A 15,903-nucleotide genomic window follows, 5' to 3' on the forward strand; every position below is an offset into this window, starting at 1 on the left:
GCGTACTCGCACGGGATTTGAGCGCCCCGCGCCCCGCAGCCGTATCGAAGGGGACGGGCCCCTCGCCGGGGCCGTGACGGGACCGGAGGAACAGATGAGGTTGACCCGACCGATGCTCGCGGTGGCCGGCGCCGCGGCCGTGATGGCGCTGGCGGGCTGCTCGGGCGACGGCGCCGCGGCCGCCAAGGTGCCGGCCACCGCCGGCGGCAGCCTGGAGAGCCTGGCCGCCCAGGTGAAGTGCAAGCCGGACATCCAGACGGACGCCGACGAGATCCGCCAGGCCATCTGCAAGGTCCCCGCCGGCAGGTTCGTCCTCGCCACCTTCGCCACCGACCGCGGGCAGCGCGAATGGCTCAACGACGCCAAGGACTACGGCGGTCACTACCTCGTCGGCCGCAAGTGGGTCGCCGTCGGCGACGACGGGGTGGTCGAGAAGCTGCGCGGCACGCTGGGCGGCGACGTGGAGGTGGGCGCCGACCACTCCGGGCACGGCGGCCACGACGGCTGAGCGGCACCCCGGTACGACGGAGCGGGCGGTGGGAGATTCCCACCGCCCGCTCGTCGGTACCCCGGTCAGTGCCCGGGCCGGTGCCTGGGTCGGTACCTCGTCACTGGCAGCGCTGTCCGCTGTTGACGCAGTTGGCGATCTTGTTCGCCAGGCCGCCGGTCGTGATGCTGATGAAGTCGTCGTGGTCGGTGGCCGCCTTGTGCAGCTGGTCCGGGAAGCCGTCCACCGCGTACGCGTTCTTCACCACGCCGTTCTGGATGGTCGGCGGCGTGATGTTGTACGTCAGGCGCATCGTCAGCTGCGGGATCGCCTTGAAGCCGTTGCCGCAGTTGCCGTTGGCGTCGGCGAAGGCGACGTGCGTGCGGTGGTTGGCGCTGTCCGCGTTCTGCCCGTCCCAGCAGCTCTGGAAGGCGAACGTCCGCACCACCTTGCTGCCCTGCGGGCAGATCGGGTACTGCGTCGTCAGCTGGACCTTGTTCTCGAAGCCGGTGCAGCTCCAGTGGGCGTTGGCGTTCGCCAGGCCGTTGGTGGTGGTCTTGGCGTCACCGGTGATGATGCGCAGGAACTGCGGCATCGCGACGACCTTGCTGGTCGGGCTGCCCACGTACTTGATCTGGGCCGACACCGGGGTCAGGATCTTGCCGACGTTGCCTTCCTTGCCGCCGCCGTCCTTGTTCTGGTCGAAGTCCTGCGTACCGTTCTGCACGCGGACCACCGGCCAGTAGTACGACGACAGGTCGTTCTTGTTCTGGCAGCTGGTGCCGCCCTGCAGGAACGTCTGGTTGTTGGAGAACGCGTTGACCTTCTGGTTGCCGACGTAGTCGTGCAGGTGGTGCGCGCCGTTGGCCACGCCCGGCGCCACGATGACGTTGTCGGTGTTGAAGTTCCTGTTCGCGTTCACGCCGCACCGGGTGGTGAAGGTGCCGGTCGAGGCGTTGGCGGTCTTGCGCGGTTTCGCGGCGACGTTCGGCTGGACCTTCGTGATGTCCACGAAGTCGGCGGCGGTCGGGCCGTTGCCGGCCTGCCCGTTGCTGCCCTGCTGCTGACCGCCGTTCTGCTGCTGCCCGCCCTGCTGCTGGCCGCCGTTCTGCTGCTGGCCGCCTTGCTGCTGGCCGCCGTTCTGCTGCTGGCCGCCTTGCTGCTGGCCGCCGTTCTGCTGGCCGCCCGCCGTGGTCTGGTTGGCCTGGTCGGCGGTCAGGGTGGTGCACGCGGCGAGCTGCGCCAGCGAGCTGTTGAAGGAGCCGCCGACCCGCTGGATGTCGATCCGGATGCGGTCGATGGTCGCGGCGCGCTTCTCCTTCAGCGGACCGACGATCGCGTTCTGCACGAAGTTCGTGTCGTTGGTCTGCGCCTGGCGCGTGGAGGCGAGGCGCGCGTAGGCCTCGGTGATCTGCTTGTCGAGGTTCGCCAGCTCCGTGGCCACACCTTGCTGGGCCCGGGCCGGCACGTTCGTCAGCTTCTGGCCCACGTCCGGGCACGAGATGGTCGCCACCTGCCCGGTGGCGGCCTTCGTGGTGTTCTGCGCCGAGTTCGACTCATGAGCCGAGGCGTAGAAGTTCGCCCAGATCAGCCCGCCCCCACCGAGCGCTAGGGCCGCCGATGCGGCAATGGCCTTGGTGGCCAGCGGCGTACGGCGTTTTCGTGTGTTGCGTCCCATGGAACTCCTCTGACTTCCTTGCGGGGCAGCTCGAGGCGCCCGACAGGAGTGAAGCGGCTCCCTCACATACGCAAGGAGTCCCAGGGGTGTTCACCCGACCCGCAAAATATTGCGTGCTCCGTCCGGAACAGTGGTTTCAACTGCCCCAATCGCACCGGCAGTTGTCAACAGTTCACCGGGCGTGTTCAGCGGTCGCGGTCGAGATGGGCCACTGCGGCCGGCACGCGCCGATTGTCGTCGTCCGAGACCTCGAGCCCCGGGGGCACTGGCCTAAGCCCCCTCCCCCGGGGTGGTGCCAGGCATACCCACTGCCCCGGCCAGCACCCGTGCCTCCAGCTCCGGGGCGAGTCCCACGGCGGTCCGGTCCGGCCGTACCGGCGCCGTGCCGCCGATGTCCTGGAGCCAGGCCCAGGTGTCGGCGACGGTCTCCCGGACGGGACGGCAGGACAGGCCCGCGGCCACCGCCCGGGACACGTCCGCGGCGTGCAGCGCGTCGTGCAGGTCGCTGCCCGGCGGCACCCACACCGGCAGCTGGGTCCACGGCTCGACGCCCGCGGCGAGGATCACCTCCGGATCCGTCCAGCGCAGCTCGGCCGCCGCACCGGTGACCTCCACGCACGCCTGGAGGAGCTCGCCCATCGTGGCGTGCCCCTGCGGGCTCATCAGGTTGTACGGGCCGCTCAGCCCGCGTTCGAGGCCGCCGACGATCCAGTCGGCCAGGTCGCGCACGTCGACGTACTGCAGGGGCAGCTCCCGCGGTCCCGGGGCGAGGACGGGGCCGCCGCGGGCGATCCGGTTCAGCCACCACGGCAGCCGGCCGATGTTCTCGTTCGGGCCGAGCAGCAGCCCGGCCCGGACCAGGAGGGCGCGGTCGGCACCGAAGCCCTCCACCGCGGCCAGTTCGCCGCCGCGCTTGTCGCGGGCGTAGTCGGTGGTGTCCGCGTCGGCGCGGGCGCCCTCGACCAGCGGCGCGTCCTCGGCGTATCCGGCGGGCGGGGCCCAGGTGTACACCGAGCAGCTGGAGACGTACGCGTACCGGCCGGCGCGGCCCCGCAGCAGCCGCGCCGTGTCGCGCACCCACCGGGGCGCCGCCGACCAGGTGTCGACGACGGCGTCCCAGGTGCCCTCCGCCAGGGCGGCGAGCCCGCCGGGCGCGGTGCGGTCGCCCAGCAACGACTTTGCCCCGTCCGGCGGTTCGTGCCGTCCCCGGTGGAAGACCGTCACCTCCCAGCCGCGCCCGAGCGCCGCCCGGACGACGGCCCGTCCGGCGAACTCCGTCCCACCCAGCACCAGAAGTCTCATACCGGCGACTGTGCCCGGTGCGGCGGCGGGACGGAAGGCGGATCTGCCGTCAGCAGAGATCAGCGGCCCGTCGGCGGCGTGTACTTGTAGCCGACCCGGCGGACCGTCCGGATCGCCTGCCGGTGCTCGGCGCCCAGCTTGCGGCGCAGCCGGGCGATGTGCACGTCGACCGTGCGGCCGTCGCCGACGTGCCCGTACCCCCACACCGTGGTGACCAGCTGGTCGCGGGTGTGCACCCGGTTCGGGTGCGCCACGAGGTGCGCGAGCAGCTCGAACTCCAGGTAGGTGAGGTCGAGTTCACGGCCGTCGACGGCCGCGGTGCGCTCCACCGGGTCGATCCTGACGAGCGGCTCGGCGGCTTCGGCGGCGGCTTCGGCGGCGGCTTCGGCGGGGGCGTCGGCCGGGGCGAGGTCCGGGTGGGGGTGGTCGGCCGGGATCAGGACGAGGTAGCCCACCATCGGCGGCCGGCCCGGCAGCGTGGGCAGGGTGTGCGGGGGCGCGGGCAGCCAGGTGGCGCCCGGCGGCAGGAACTCCGTGACGTCGATCACCTCGTCCCGGTCCACGGCGCGCAGCCGCTGCCGGGGGGCCGGGGACGAGGGGGAGGGGGGAGCGGAGGGCGCGGAGGGGGAGTGGAGCGGGGCGGTGGACAGGGAACGCAGGGTCGCCATGAGAGGTCAGCTCTTTTCGCGCGAGAGGTTCGTCGAGGGACGTACGCCGTTGCGCGCTGGCCTGGGGCCGGGTGGTGATACGGCTTCAGAGGGCCGGCGCGTTCGTCGCGCGGCAACACACCCGGTCGAAGTCGTGGTGCTGACGGGAGGGCCAGAAGGGCTCGAGGTCATGGCGACCCGTCGCGGTGCACTTCTGGAAGCTGGCCATGGGCCCATTGAAGCAGACACCGATTCCCGGCAGGACCCTCTTCTCACTGCTCGGACGCTTTCCCGGCCGGAAGCCGGCGCCGCACGAGCCGGCGTCGCACGAGCCGGCGTCGTCGCGGGCGTCGGCCGCCGGGAGGCGACGCGAGGGGGCGCCCGCCGTGACGTGACGGCGGGCGCCCCCTCGGAGCCGGGCGGCGGGGATCAGACCTGGCCGGCCTTCTCCAGCGCGGTGCAGCAGGTGTCCACGAGCAGGCGCGTCACGACGTACGGGTCGACGTTGGCGTTCGGGCGGCGGTCCTCGATGTAGCCCTTGCCGTCCTTCTCGACCTGCCACGGGATGCGGACCGAGGCGCCGCGGTTGGACACGCCGTAGGAGTACTTGTCCCACGGGGCGGTCTCGTGCAGGCCGGTCAGGCGGTCGTCGATGCCGGCGCCGTAGTTCTTGACGTGGTCGAGCGGCTTGGAGCCCTCGCCGAGCGACTCGCAGGCGGTGATGATCGCGTCGTAGCCCTCGCGCATCGCCTTGGTGGAGAAGTTGGTGTGCGCGCCGGCGCCGTTCCAGTCGCCCTTGACCGGCTTGGGGTCGAGGGTGGCGGAGACGGCGAAGTCCTCGGCGGTGCGGTAGAGCAGCCAGCGGGCCACCCACAGCTGGTCCGAGACCTCCAGCGGGGCCAGCGGGCCCACCTGGAACTCCCACTGGCCCGGCATGACCTCGGCGTTGATGCCGGAGATGCCGAGGCCCGCCTTCAGGCAGTTGTCCAGGTGCGCCTCGACGACGTCACGGCCGAAGATCTCGTCCGCGCCGACACCGCAGTAGTAGCCGCCCTGCGGGGCCGGGAAGCCGCCCTTGGGGAAGCCGAGCGGGTAGCCGTCCTGGAAGAACGTGTACTCCTGCTCGATGCCGAAGATCGGCTCCTGGGCGGCGAACTTCTCCGCCACCTCCACCAGCGCGGCCCGGGTGTTGCTGGGGTGCGGGGTGAGGTCGATGTTCAGGACCTCGCACAGCACCAGGACGTCGTCGCCGCCGCGGATCGGGTCCGGGCAGGAGAAGACCGGCTTGAGCACGCAGTCCGAGGCGTGGCCCTCGGCCTGGTTGGTGGAGGACCCGTCGAAGCCCCAGATCGGCAGCTCGGCGGCCGTGGCACCCTTGTCCGAGTTCGTGAGGATCTTGGTCTTCGAACGCAGCTTGGCCGTCGGCTCGGTGCCGTCGATCCAGATGTACTCAGCCTTGAAGCTCACGGGCCACATCCTTCGGGGTGGGTCTGGGCGCACTTGCGGGTGCCGCGGCGCTGCGGCACCGGAGCGCCGCGGTGTGATGCCGGGAGCCTGTCAACGGGCGATTTCCCGTCCGTTGCCCGACGGTGAACCCCGTGTTACCTGGTCGTGGTGTGTCCGGATTCACGGTGTGAGGACGCGGACGGGGCGAGGGCACGTCGTTCGCATTCGTGAGCGGCGGGGGCCGGGCGGCTCGTATGCGATGGGAATGGGCGTGCCCATGAGTGGGCATGAGCGGCCCCGGGCGGGGACGAGGGCCCTGGGCGGGGACGAGGGCCCTGGGCGGGGACGAGGCTTCGGGTGGGCGCGCGCCGGTCAGGTGTCGTCCTCGGCCGCCGCGGCCAGCACCCCTTCCAGGAACCCCCGGATCGCGGCCCGCTCCCGTTCGTCGTAGCCGCGCACCAGCTCCAGCACGCGCCCGATGAGCGGCCCGAAGTGGTCCCAGCCGAGCGCCACCGCCCGCTCGTCCACCTCGACGAGCACCTTGCGCCGGTCCGTCGCGGCGCGCACCCGCCGCACATGCCCGGCCCGCTCCAGGCGGTCCACCAGTGCCGTCGTCCCGGCCGAGTTCAGCCCGAGCGCGGCGCCGAGCCGGCCGGCCGTCATCTCCTCGCCCGCGCGCGAGGCGTCCATGAGGGCGATCAGCGCGCGCAGGTCCGTCGGATGCATGCCGTTGCGGTTCGCGAACCGGGCGCTGTGCCGGTCGAGCGCGACGGTCACGGCGCGCAGCAGGTGGACGGTCTCCATCCCGGGGGTCTCGCTCCCGGATTCCTCGGGCCGCATGGCCTCTCCTCCGCTATCCTCGTTCAGCGAGTATCTCGCTCGGCGAGATGATTCTCGGCTGCATGATAGGGGAGGGTCCCATGAGCGGTCGCGGCGCCGACGACGGCACGTACGACGGCACCTACGACATGGACGGATTCCTGGCGGCGTACGACAAGGTACTGGCCAAATGGCCCGCGGACCGCGAGACGGCGACCGTCCCCACGCCCTTCGGCGGGGCCCGCGTCACGTCGTGCGGCCCGCCCGACGGCCCCCCGCTCGTCCTGCTGCCCGGCGGCGGGGGAGCGACCTCCGCGTCCTGGTACGCCCAGGCCGCAGACCTCTCCCGCACCCACCGCGTCCACGCCGTCGACCTGGTCAGCGCCCCCGGCCGCGGCACCCCGCCCGGCGACCGCCACCCCCGCACGGTCGCCGACCTGACGGCCTGGCTGGACGCGGTCCTCGACGGCCTGGGCGTCCGGGAGACCGACCTCGCCGGCCACTCCTACGGCGCCTGGATCGCCCTGCACCACGCCCTGGCCGCGCCCGCGCGGGTGCGCCGGCTGGCCCTGCTGGACCCCACGCAGTGCTTCGCCGGGTACCGGACGGCGTACCTGCTGCGCGCCCTGCCGATGCTGCTGCGGCCCACGCCGCGGCGCGTCCGGGCCTTCCTGGAGTGGGAGACCGGGACGCGGGCCGTTCCCGGCGGGCGGGCGAAACCGGGGGCGGGGCAGGTCCTCGACCCCGACTGGCTCCGCCTCCAGGAGGCGGCCGCCGGCTTCCCCTCCGTGTCGAAGCCGGTGACCGGCCCGCGCCCGGACCCGGCTGCCCTGCGCGGGCTCGATGTGCCGGTCCTGCTGGTCCTGGCCGGGAACAGCAAGGTCCACGACATCCGGCGGGTGGCCGCGTCGGCGGGGGCGCTGCTGCCGCGCGTCGAGACCGTCGTCCTGCCGGAGACGTCCCACCACGCGCTGCCGCAGTCGGCCCCCGCCGAGCTGGGTCACCGCCTCACCGGGTTCCTGCGGCCCTGAGCCTCATCCCACCTTCTCGATCAGCGCCCGGCGGATCAGGAACTTGCCGGGCTCCCGCACCTGCTCGAAGGCCGCGTCGTTCAGCAGCACGCAGCTGCCGGACACCGAAGTGACCTTCACCGTCGTGGACTTGTTGTTGTCCAGGTTGGTGACCCTCAGCGTCGTGCCGGCCGGGAACCGGTCACTGGACGCGGCCGGCGCGCCGCCCTCGCCGGAGAGGGTGACGGTGGAGCCGTTGCAGACCTGCTGCCCGTTCTGTGCCTGCTGTCCGTTCCGGGTCGGCTGAGCTGGCTGTGTCCGCTGAGTCGGCTGAGCCGGCTGCTTCGGCTGGGAGCCCTGAGCCGACTCCCCCACCGCGCAACCGGACGCCTTCTGCTGGACCTTGATCTGCTCGATGACCGCCTCGCGGTTGGCGATCCGGGCCGCCGACTGGGCGTCCGGAGCGGCCCGTTGGCCGTCGATGAACCTCTGGTTGTTGCCGAGGGCGGTGGCGAGCCCCTGGCAGACGGCCGAGTCCGCGGCGGACAGCGTCCGCGGGGACTGCGGCTGAGCGGCGTTCGAGGTGCTCGCCATGACGAAGGCACCGCCTCCCGCCACCGCCGCCGCGCTCACCAGCAGCGCGGCCTTCTTCCTCGTACCGAGCGTTCTCCTGCGCGACATGCGCGCCTCCTGAGAGGTAGGGGAGCGTACGGCGCTATGTACGGGATACCGAACGAAACTGCTCAGCGACCGCGCGGATCGCCGAAGTAATCTCTTTCATACGGGACTTGCGGCCGGCTCACAGCCCGGCGTCCCGGCCCTGCTCGTACGCCGCCACCTTGTCGTCGACGTACTTCAGCAGCCCCTCGGTCTCCGCGGTGAGCTGCGCCTCCCGCGTCTCGGAGCCGTCGCCCCACTGCCCGTTGGCGAACACCACGGACCGCACGGTCGCCAGCCGCCGGAAGACACCCGCCGAACCGGGCGGCACGGTCGGCAGCCCCGACCCGGGCGGCGGATCGAGCGAGACCACCTGGTACGTCACCGGATCCGTGGCCGCCGTCCCGAACACCAGCCACGCGTCCTCGGGCCGCCGGAAACTCACCACGGTGACCGTCACCTGGGAACGCCGCGCGGCGTCCGTGAACAGCGCCGCGCTCAGCCGGAGGCAGCCCTGCCCGCGCGTCGCCAGGGATGCCAGCTCCTGCGACATGCCGTCCGCGCAGTCGGTCGTGGTGCCCAGTTCCACCCGCTCGTACCGGGAGCCGTCGGCCAGGCGCACGGCCCGCTCCGGGAACGCCTGCTCGGGCCGGACCACCGGGAGCGCGAGCAGCGAGGGCAGGGCGGACGGGGCGCCGGAGGGGAGGGCGGCGGCGCCCGGCGGGGCGGACGCCGTCGTGCCGCTCGCGTCCGCCGAAGGGGCCGCCGCCGGGACCTCGTGCGCATCGGCGGAGTACAGCACGAGCCCGGCCGCGACGGCGGCGGCGAGCACGACGCCCACCGCGCCGCCCACCACGAGCCGGGTGCGCCGCCGCCTCCTGCGCAGGCGCTCTTGTTCGACCACCCACTGGGTGTACGGATCATCGAAGATCATGGCCGCGGAGGGTAACAGGCGACGCGCCGTCAACTCCCGCTGCCAGTCAAACCGTTGACTAACGGGACAGAGCGTCCCGTACGGCCTCCTCCGTGCGGGCGACGACCGCCGTGCCGTCGTCCGCGGTGATGATCGGGCGCTGGATCAGCCGGGGGTGCTCGGCGAGCGCCGCGATCCACCGGTCGCGGGAGGCGTCGTCCCGGGCCCAGTCCTTCAGCCCGACCTCCTTGGCCTCGGCCTCCTCGGTGCGCGTGATGTCCCACGGTTCGAGGTCGAGGCGGGCGAGCACGTCCCTGATCTCGTCCTCGCCGGGAACGTCCTCCAGATAGCGGCGGACGGTGTAGTCGGCGCCCTCCGCGTCGAGCAGCCCGATCGCGCTGCGGCACTTCGAACAGGCCGGATTGATCCAGATCTCCATGCCGCCCACGGTACGCGAAGACCCGCCTCCGCACTGTCTCCCAGGCCCCCTGAAAGCCACTGTGGCCAGGGGCTTTTGTCAGTGCCGGGCGGTAAACTGGTACCAGTGTTCGAGGGTTGGGCCGGGGGCGCCGAGGTCCCCGGTCGTCACCCCGACCGCGACAGGAGGATGCCTGTGCCCGCTGCCGCACTGAAGTCGAAGCCGCTGCCCACCCAGTCGACCGCCAAGCGCCCCGTCCTGCTCGACCTGCCCTACGAGCCCGTGGAGAAGCGCCCGTTGCCGCCGGGCCGTCCGCGGGAGTGGTACGTCTCGCACAACCGCCGCCTGAAGGCGATGCGGCTCGCCATCGCCCTGCTCGACTCCGGCGTCCACGTGCCGAACCAGGCCCGCAACGAGACGATCCGCAGCACGGCCGAGACGATCGGCGTCCACCCGCCGTCGGACACGACATGCCACATGGTGCGCGCGCTGATGCGCTACACCCGGTGACCCGGTGACCCGGTGACCCGGTGACCCGGTGACCCGGTGACCCGGTGACCCGGTGACGCCGGGCGCCCCCTCCGGGCGGGCGCCCGGCGTTCGCGTGCCGCCTTTGGGCTGGGCGTCCGGTATGCGTGCGCCCTCTTCCGCGCGCTCGATGTCCGTGTGCCCGCTTCCGGCGGGCGGGGCGCCCGGTGTTCGCGTGCCACCCTCGGGCTGGGCGCCCGGTGTTCGTCTGCCGCCTGGGGCGGGGCGCCCGGCGTTCGTACGTCCTCTTCGGGCGGGCGCTCGATGTTCATGCGCCTGCTTCCGGCGGGGTGGCGCCCCGTGTTCCTGCACCCCCTCGGGCTGGGCGCCCGACACCTGGCGACCCCTGCCGGCGGGCGCCCGGCGTCCGTGGTCCCGGCCCCGGGCGGCGGCGTCCGGCGATTGGCGTCCGAGGCCGGGACCGCCCCGGCTACCCCGCCAACTCCCGCTCCAGCGGCGTCCGGAAGCGCGGTGTCACCCGGGTCGTGCCGACCCACCCGCGCAGCCGCTCCGCCTCCGCCTCGATCGCCGCCTCCGCCTCCCGGCCCACGTCCGCGGTCGGCGACAGCCGCCACACGATCTCCCCGCCGGCCCGCTGCGCCCAGCCGCCCACCACCTGTCCGTTCCACCACACCGTCGGCCCCACGTTCCCGCTGCGGTCGAACAGCAGCGGCCGCAGCTCCGGCGCGAGGTACCAGTCCCGCTGCTGCCAGCCCATCGCCGTCGGGTCCAGCGCCGGCAGCAGTGCCGCCCACGGCTGCGCGGGCCCCTCGACCGGGTCGACGTCGCCGTCGACGACGTACCCAGTGCCCTGGTCCAGGGACACCGGCCGCGCCCCGATCGCCGTCAGCGCGCGCCGCACGTCGGTCACCCGCCACCCGGTCCACCACACCAGGTCTGCCTCCGTGGCCGGCCCGCACGCACGCAGCCGGCGCTCCAGCACGGCCGCCTGCGCCCCGGCCGCGTCCAGCTCGGGGTGTCCGGGGGCGACGGCCCAGCGGAACTGGCTCGACGTCCAGGAGCCCAGCGGCCGGCCCCGGACCACCTTGCCCTCCACACCCAGCACCCTCAGCAGCCGCGTCGAGACGGTGTGGACGCCCTCGTAGCTCTTGCCGGCCGCGTACGCGAACCGCTCCTTCAGGCGCGGCTCGTCACCGGCGAGCTCGGCCGCCGTCGCCTGCCCGCGCCGGGCCAGCGCGGCCAGCGCCGACTCCTCGACCTCCTTCAGCCAGGCCGCGTCCGGCGCCCCGGCCTTCGCCATGTCCTTCAGCAGCGCGGCCCGCTCCCGGGCGGCGACGGCCAGCGAGGTCGAGGCGTGCACGGCCGCGGTGAGGTGCGTGGGGAAGACGAACACCGTGTGCCGCATGCCGTGCATGCGCACCAGGGTCCGGTCCCCGTACAGCGCCCGCTCGGTCTCCGGCACGGTCCTCGACGGGTCCGCGAGCCGCGCGCCCACGGCCAGGTACACCGTCGCGGGGTCCGAGCCGTGCAGGGCGACCAGCGCGTCGGCGACCTCCTCCGGCGTCCCGGCCCGGGCCGTCCCCGCCAGCCGCTGCCGCGTCGCGAGCCGTGCCCGCCGCTCCGGCGCCCCGATGTACCGCAGTCCGTCACCCATGCCGGCCTCCACCCGCCGGACCCCGAGCCGGGGTCACCGTCCCACCGTCAGTGCGGCCATCCTTCAGCACGGCACTGACAACCGGGCCCGCCTGGCCCACCCCGGCCGTCACCCGAACGCCGTACCCGGCATGCGCCCGGCCGCCCGCCCGCCTTCACTGCCAAACAGGAGGCGACGGACGGCGACTCGACCGGAGGCGTGATGGGCAGCCATGGGGCGCGGCGGTGCCCGCGATGACCGCCCCGGCAGACCGGGCAGACCGGGCAGACCGTGCCGACCGGGCCGCGAGCGGCAAGGCCGCCCGCGGCCGCGTCCCCCGGTCCGCGCACGCCGCGTGGGTCCCGCCCGTCGACCGGGGCGACCCCGTCGCCCTGCTGGAGCGGCAGGGCCGCGACCGGCTGCCGGAGCTGCTGCCGGTCCGCCACGCGCGCATGGCGGCCTCGCCGCTGGCCTTCCTGCGCGGGGCCGCCGCCGTGATGGCCGCCGACCTCGCCGCCCGACCGCACACCGGACTGACCGTCCAGCTGTGCGGCGACGCCCACCTGCTGAACTTCGGCCTGCACACCTCGCCCGAAGGCACCCCGCTGTTCGACCTGAACGACTTCGACGAGACCTTCCCCGGCCCCTTCGAGTGGGACGTCAAACGGCTCGCGGCCTCCGTCGCCGTGGCCGGGCGCGAGAACGGGCACAAGGACGCCGCGGTCCACCGCGCGGCGGCCGAGGCGGCGGCCGCCTACCGCACGCACATACGGCGGCTGGCACGCCGGGGCGAGCTGGAGGTCTGGTACGAGCGCGTCGACGCCCGCAGCCTGCTGCCCCTGGTCCGCTCCGTCGCCCGGCACGGGCCCGACGGGTCCGGCAGCCTGAACCGGGCCCGCCGCCGCACCGGCCTGCGGGCGCTGCGCCGGCTCACCGAGGTCGTCGACGGCGGCCTCCGCATCGTCCACGACCCGCCACTCCTCGAACCCGCCGGGATGCCGGACACGGCGTCCATCCGCAAGATCTTCAGCGACTACCGGTCGACCCTGTCCGGGGAGCACCGCCTGCTCCTGGACCGCTACCGCGTCGTGGACGCGGCCCGCAAGACCGTCGGCGTCGGCAGCGTCGGCACCCGCTGCTTCCTCGTCCTGCTCGCCGGACGCGACGGCCGCACCGGCCGGAAGAACGCCGACGACCTGCTGTTCCTGCAGCTCAAGGAGGCCCGCAAGGCCGTGCTGGAGGACCACCTGAACAGCGGGCCCTATGACCACCACGGTCAGCGGGTGGTGGCCGGGCAGCGGCTGCTGCAGGCCGGCAGCGACGTCTTCCTCGGCTGGACGAGCGGACCGCAGGGCCGCCCCTTCTACTGGCGGCAGCTGCGCGACGCGACCGTCCTGCCGGACGTCGCCGGGATGCGGCCGGACGACCTGCGGGCCTACGCCCGGCTGTGCGGCGCCGTGCTGGCCCGGGCGCACGCCCGCTCCGGCGACCGGGTCGCCATCGCCGCCTACCTCGGCGGCGCCGACACCTTCGACCGGGCCGTCGCCGACTTCGCGCTGAGCTACGCCGACCAGACGGCCGCCGACCACGCGGCCCTCGGCGCCGCGATCGCCGCGGGCGTGGTCCGAGCGGCCCCCGAGCCGTGACCCGGCACTGTCCGCCGCCGGAAGTCCCCGCAACCGTCCGCCGTCACAGTCCGGGGGCGCCCCACACCGGGAACCAGCGGTCGAGGTCCTGCTCCATCCGCAGGTCGTCGGCGAGCGCCGCCCGCATCTGCAGCTCCAGCGCGTTGTCACGCCGCTGACCCCGGCCGGGCAGCGGCGCGAAGGGGTAGAACGTGCCGCGCTTGTAGAGGTAGACCAGCGCCAGCCGCCGGTCTGCCTCGCCGCGGAAGGAGACGAGGGAACACAGCAGTTGCGGGCCGAAGCCGTTGGACTCCAGAGAGGTGTTCACCGCGTGCAGGTCCGTGACCAGCTCCGACAGCTGCTCGGGGGAGCGGCGGGAGACCAGCCACGAGTAGCCGTACTCGTCGCGCACCAGCTCCACCGGGGAGCCCGCGGCGCTCCCGGCCCCGCTCGCGCCGGGGGACCCCTGGCGGCCGGCGTCCGCGTCGAGCAGCTCCTCGATCTCGCGGTGCGTCTGCTCGAACGCCGCGCCCTCGACCGTGGCGAAGCACACCGCGCCGGTGCCGGTCGGCGTGAAACCGGCCGCGACCTCCAGGGTCACGGCCGCCGACGGCAGACCGAACAGCCGGTCCAGGTCCGGCGGTACCGGTTTCGTACGGCCGAGGATGACGTCCAGCAGCCCCATGCTCACGCCTTTCCGGGGGTGGCGGCCTCACCCAGTTCGGCGGAGATCCGCCCGAGCTGGTCGAGCCGCTGCTGCAGGGTCGGGTGGGTGGAGAAGTACCGCTCGATGCCGGGCTCCCGGCCGGTGGCGGGGGTGATGTAGAAGGCGTTGAAGGCCTGGGCGGTGCGCAGGTCCCTGGTCGGGATCCGCGCGATGTCCCCGGTGACCTTGGTCAGCGCCGACGCCAGCGCCGAGGGCCGCCCGGTCAGCAGGGCCGCCGCCCGGTCCGCCGCCAGCTCCCGGTACCGGGACAGGGCCCGTATGAGCAGGAAGCTGATCGCGTACACGACCGCGGACACGCCCATCACGGCCGCGAGCACGGCGACGGTGTTCTGGTCCTTGCGCCCGCGGAACATCGACGAGTAGAAGGCGAACCGGACCATCAGCCCGGCGATCACGCCGAGGAACGACGCGATCGTGATCACGGCGACGTCCTTGTGCGCGACGTGCGACAGCTCGTGCGCGAGCACGCCCTCCAGCTCGGCGGGCTCCAGCCGGCGCAGCAGCCCGGTCGTCACGCAGACGACGGCGTTGTCGGGATTGCGGCCGGTCGCGAACGCGTTCGGCATGTCCATATCGGAGACGGCGACCACCGGCTTCGGCATGTCCGCCATGGCGCACAGCCGGTCGACCACGCCGTGCAGTTCCGGGTACTCCTCCCGCTCCACGACCCGCCCGTGCATGGCGAACAGCGCGATCCGGTCGGAGAACCAGTACTGGGCGGCGAGCAGCGCGGCCGCGATAGCGACGACCAGCACCCAGGACTTCAGCAGCGCGATCAGCGCGGCGACGAAGACCACGTACAACAGCCCGAGCAGGAACATCGTGACCGTCATCCGCACGGTCAGCCGCCGGTCGCTCCGGAAGCGGCTCTGCATCTTGGAACACCCCGCAGTCAACCCGCAGTCAGGCACTCGTCCCACTGCAAGTGTGCACCTGGCCGCCGCAATGAAACGGTCCCGATCGGCCCCGGGAGCCGCAAAAGGTCCCTGTGCGAAGGCTGTGTGGAAGTCCCTGCGGGAACGAGTCAGTACGGGGCCCGGAACCGCGCCCAGCCCAGCAGCAGGACGATCCCGGCGACGCAGCCCAGCACGATCGCCGTCGACACCCACGACGACCGGCGCGGTCCCGCCGCGTCCGGGCCGGCCCGGAAGGGCTGCGGTCCGGGCGGGTCGTGCTTCCACCGGGCAGCCAGCATCCGCGCCCGCGCCGACGGCTCCTTGTGCTCGGCCTCGTCCGCCCAGCGGAGGTCGAACTCCCGCTGGAACTCCCGCTGGAAGTCCCGCTGGAAGTCCCGCTGGAAGTCCCGCTGGAAGTCCCGCTGGAAGTCGTCCTGTCCCGACATCCCCGTATCTCCCCGTCACCTGCTGTCGAACAGCTGTGCACGCAAGGATACGGCGGCGGCGCCACGTCGGCGCGTCCTGGGCACGCCGCCTTGCGCGAACAACAGGCCAAACGTTTGGGTTCTCTGTTGACCCAAACGTTTGGGTTCGGCATCCTGCTTGGATCCTGAAGGGGGAGAGATGGCCGAACACGCCACGCACGCAACGGTTTTGCGTCCCGTACCGCTGCGGGAGCTGCCCGCCTACCGGCGCCTCGCCGTCGCCGCTCCGGGGAGTGCCCTGGTCCTCCTGGGCGCGGCGCTCAGGGTGGTCCTCAGGGCCGACCACGACGGCATCGGTGCTCTGGGCGGCGTGCTCATCGTCGTCCTGCTGGTGCTGGCGGCCGTCGGCTGGCTGGGGCTCTACGTCCGGCAGCGGTCGCGCAACCAGCGGCTCACGTACGCGGACGGCAGACTCACCGTCACCGACCGCCGCGGACGGTCCACATCGGTGCGGCCCGTGGAAGCCGTGGCCCACGGGGTGCGCGGGTTCATCGGGCAGAGCGTGCTGCTGGTGGTCTCCGGGGCCGAGGGGGGAGGCTCCGGTGCTGCTGCGCCTGGAGCACTGGGACTGGCGGTATCTGCAGGACAGGGTGCTGCTGCCCGCGGGGGTCGTCATCGACGTCCGGTCCGGCCGGCAGAGCACGGCACGTGACCTGCGGGCCGCCCACCCC

17 protein-coding genes are annotated in these 15,903 nt (G+C 73.2%); 5 read left to right on the top strand and 12 right to left on the bottom strand.

The window, feature by feature from the left end; genetic code table 11:
• Nucleotides 1-94 precede the first annotated feature (94 nt).
• Entirely contained in the window at nt 95-508 is a 414-nt protein-coding gene (locus ACH4ZX_RS09495; protein WP_398270021.1) for a hypothetical protein, read from the top strand.
• 100 nt (nt 509-608) lie between these two features.
• On the opposite strand, the gene ACH4ZX_RS09500 is transcribed toward ACH4ZX_RS09495, so the two are convergent.
• The 5 genes from ACH4ZX_RS09500 to ACH4ZX_RS09520 all read right to left on the bottom strand — a co-directional run bounded on the left by ACH4ZX_RS09500 (nt 609) and on the right by ACH4ZX_RS09520 (nt 6,400).
• On the bottom strand, nt 609-2,165 hold the full coding sequence (locus ACH4ZX_RS09500; RefSeq protein ID WP_398270024.1) for a DUF1996 domain-containing protein: 1,557 nt from the start codon (nt 2,163-2,165) through the stop codon (nt 609-611).
• 270 nt (nt 2,166-2,435) lie between these two features.
• On the bottom strand, nt 2,436-3,467 hold the full coding sequence (locus ACH4ZX_RS09505) for an NAD-dependent epimerase/dehydratase family protein (RefSeq protein WP_398270027.1): 1,032 nt from the start codon (nt 3,465-3,467) through the stop codon (nt 2,436-2,438).
• A 59-nt stretch (nt 3,468-3,526) separates the two neighbouring features.
• Complete coding sequence (locus ACH4ZX_RS09510) at nt 3,527-4,135, bottom strand: winged helix-turn-helix domain-containing protein (protein WP_398270030.1); 609 nt, start codon at nt 4,133-4,135, stop codon at nt 3,527-3,529.
• 408 nt (nt 4,136-4,543) lie between these two features.
• A complete protein-coding gene (gene glnII / locus ACH4ZX_RS09515; RefSeq protein WP_398270033.1) occupies nt 4,544-5,581 on the bottom strand; it encodes a glutamine synthetase in 1,038 nt (345 codons plus the stop codon).
• Nucleotides 5,582-5,932: 351 nt separating this feature from the next.
• On the bottom strand, nt 5,933-6,400 hold the full coding sequence (locus ACH4ZX_RS09520) for a MarR family winged helix-turn-helix transcriptional regulator (RefSeq protein ID WP_398270036.1): 468 nt from the start codon (nt 6,398-6,400) through the stop codon (nt 5,933-5,935).
• A gap of 80 nt (nt 6,401-6,480) precedes the next feature.
• Between ACH4ZX_RS09520 and ACH4ZX_RS09525 the strand changes: the two genes are divergently transcribed.
• A complete protein-coding gene (locus ACH4ZX_RS09525; protein ID WP_398270039.1) occupies nt 6,481-7,410 on the top strand; it encodes an alpha/beta fold hydrolase in 930 nt (309 codons plus the stop codon).
• Between the two features lie 3 nt (nt 7,411-7,413).
• Here ACH4ZX_RS09525 and ACH4ZX_RS09530 read toward each other — a convergent pair whose 3' ends face one another.
• From ACH4ZX_RS09530 to ACH4ZX_RS09540, 3 genes are all read right to left on the bottom strand, one after another.
• The gene (locus ACH4ZX_RS09530; RefSeq protein ID WP_398270042.1) at nt 7,414-8,070 is read right to left on the bottom strand and encodes a hypothetical protein; all 657 of its coding nucleotides are present in this window, start codon (nt 8,068-8,070) and stop codon (nt 7,414-7,416) included.
• Between the two features lie 118 nt (nt 8,071-8,188).
• The gene (locus tag ACH4ZX_RS09535) at nt 8,189-8,980 is read right to left on the bottom strand and encodes a hypothetical protein (RefSeq protein WP_398270044.1); all 792 of its coding nucleotides are present in this window, start codon (nt 8,978-8,980) and stop codon (nt 8,189-8,191) included.
• Nucleotides 8,981-9,038: 58 nt separating this feature from the next.
• Nucleotides 9,039-9,398 carry an arsenate reductase family protein gene (locus ACH4ZX_RS09540; RefSeq protein ID WP_398270047.1) on the bottom strand — a complete coding sequence of 120 codons (360 nt, stop codon included), beginning with the start codon at nt 9,396-9,398 and terminating at the stop codon, nt 9,039-9,041.
• Between the two features lie 174 nt (nt 9,399-9,572).
• Here ACH4ZX_RS09540 and ACH4ZX_RS09545 point away from each other — a divergent pair, with 174 nt between their 5' ends.
• Nucleotides 9,573-9,887, top strand: coding sequence for a hypothetical protein (locus ACH4ZX_RS09545; protein WP_398270051.1), 315 nt, complete (start codon nt 9,573-9,575; stop codon nt 9,885-9,887).
• Between the two features lie 448 nt (nt 9,888-10,335).
• On the opposite strand, the gene ACH4ZX_RS09550 is transcribed toward ACH4ZX_RS09545, so the two are convergent.
• Nucleotides 10,336-11,520: a winged helix DNA-binding domain-containing protein gene (locus ACH4ZX_RS09550; protein ID WP_398270054.1), complete on the bottom strand. Its 1,185-nt coding sequence runs from the start codon at nt 11,518-11,520 to the stop codon at nt 10,336-10,338.
• Nucleotides 11,521-11,753: 233 nt separating this feature from the next.
• Here ACH4ZX_RS09550 and ACH4ZX_RS09555 point away from each other — a divergent pair, with 233 nt between their 5' ends.
• Nucleotides 11,754-13,145 (top strand): DUF2252 domain-containing protein, encoded by a 1,392-nt coding sequence (locus ACH4ZX_RS09555; protein ID WP_398270057.1) that lies wholly within the window; start codon nt 11,754-11,756, stop codon nt 13,143-13,145.
• A gap of 43 nt (nt 13,146-13,188) precedes the next feature.
• Here the strand turns inward: ACH4ZX_RS09555 and ACH4ZX_RS09560 are convergent, their stop codons facing one another.
• The 3 genes from ACH4ZX_RS09560 to ACH4ZX_RS09570 all read right to left on the bottom strand — a co-directional run bounded on the left by ACH4ZX_RS09560 (nt 13,189) and on the right by ACH4ZX_RS09570 (nt 15,193).
• A complete protein-coding gene (locus tag ACH4ZX_RS09560; protein ID WP_398270060.1) occupies nt 13,189-13,809 on the bottom strand; it encodes a hypothetical protein in 621 nt (206 codons plus the stop codon).
• A 2-nt stretch (nt 13,810-13,811) separates the two neighbouring features.
• Nucleotides 13,812-14,726, bottom strand: a complete 915-nt coding sequence (gene htpX / locus ACH4ZX_RS09565) for a zinc metalloprotease HtpX (RefSeq protein ID WP_398270063.1) — start codon at nt 14,724-14,726, stop codon at nt 13,812-13,814.
• Between the two features lie 149 nt (nt 14,727-14,875).
• On the bottom strand, nt 14,876-15,193 hold the full coding sequence (locus ACH4ZX_RS09570; protein ID WP_398270066.1) for a hypothetical protein: 318 nt from the start codon (nt 15,191-15,193) through the stop codon (nt 14,876-14,878).
• 178 nt (nt 15,194-15,371) lie between these two features.
• Between ACH4ZX_RS09570 and ACH4ZX_RS09575 the strand changes: the two genes are divergently transcribed.
• On the top strand, nt 15,372-15,884 hold the full coding sequence (locus ACH4ZX_RS09575) for a hypothetical protein (RefSeq protein WP_398270069.1): 513 nt from the start codon (nt 15,372-15,374) through the stop codon (nt 15,882-15,884).
• Nucleotides 15,885-15,903 lie beyond the last annotated feature (19 nt).

Origin of the sequence: Streptomyces sp. NPDC020490, from assembly GCF_044335305.1 — a bacterium.
GTDB lineage: Bacteria > Actinomycetota > Actinomycetes > Streptomycetales > Streptomycetaceae > Streptomyces.

What these genes read in the sequence shown, in the direction of transcription:
- ACH4ZX_RS09495 (WP_398270021.1), top strand. Translation starts at nt 95, where the DNA reads ATGAGGTTGACCCGACCGATGCTCGCGGTGGCCGGCGCCGCGGCCGTG.
- ACH4ZX_RS09500 (WP_398270024.1), bottom strand. Translation starts at nt 2,165, where the DNA reads ATGGGACGCAACACACGAAAACGCCGTACGCCGCTGGCCACCAAGGCC.
- ACH4ZX_RS09505 (WP_398270027.1), bottom strand. Translation starts at nt 3,467, where the DNA reads ATGAGACTTCTGGTGCTGGGTGGGACGGAGTTCGCCGGACGGGCCGTC.
- ACH4ZX_RS09510 (WP_398270030.1), bottom strand. Translation starts at nt 4,135, where the DNA reads ATGGCGACCCTGCGTTCCCTGTCCACCGCCCCGCTCCACTCCCCCTCC.
- ACH4ZX_RS09520 (WP_398270036.1), bottom strand. Translation starts at nt 6,400, where the DNA reads ATGCGGCCCGAGGAATCCGGGAGCGAGACCCCCGGGATGGAGACCGTC.
- ACH4ZX_RS09525 (WP_398270039.1), top strand. Translation starts at nt 6,481, where the DNA reads ATGAGCGGTCGCGGCGCCGACGACGGCACGTACGACGGCACCTACGAC.
- ACH4ZX_RS09530 (WP_398270042.1), bottom strand. Translation starts at nt 8,070, where the DNA reads ATGTCGCGCAGGAGAACGCTCGGTACGAGGAAGAAGGCCGCGCTGCTG.
- ACH4ZX_RS09535 (WP_398270044.1), bottom strand. Translation starts at nt 8,980, where the DNA reads ATGATCTTCGATGATCCGTACACCCAGTGGGTGGTCGAACAAGAGCGC.
- ACH4ZX_RS09540 (WP_398270047.1), bottom strand. Translation starts at nt 9,398, where the DNA reads ATGGAGATCTGGATCAATCCGGCCTGTTCGAAGTGCCGCAGCGCGATC.
- ACH4ZX_RS09550 (WP_398270054.1), bottom strand. Translation starts at nt 11,520, where the DNA reads ATGGGTGACGGACTGCGGTACATCGGGGCGCCGGAGCGGCGGGCACGG.
- ACH4ZX_RS09555 (WP_398270057.1), top strand. Translation starts at nt 11,754, where the DNA reads ATGACCGCCCCGGCAGACCGGGCAGACCGGGCAGACCGTGCCGACCGG.
- ACH4ZX_RS09560 (WP_398270060.1), bottom strand. Translation starts at nt 13,809, where the DNA reads ATGGGGCTGCTGGACGTCATCCTCGGCCGTACGAAACCGGTACCGCCG.
- htpX (WP_398270063.1), bottom strand. Translation starts at nt 14,726, where the DNA reads ATGCAGAGCCGCTTCCGGAGCGACCGGCGGCTGACCGTGCGGATGACG.
- ACH4ZX_RS09570 (WP_398270066.1), bottom strand. Translation starts at nt 15,193, where the DNA reads ATGTCGGGACAGGACGACTTCCAGCGGGACTTCCAGCGGGACTTCCAG.
- ACH4ZX_RS09575 (WP_398270069.1), top strand. Translation starts at nt 15,372, where the DNA reads ATGGCCGAACACGCCACGCACGCAACGGTTTTGCGTCCCGTACCGCTG.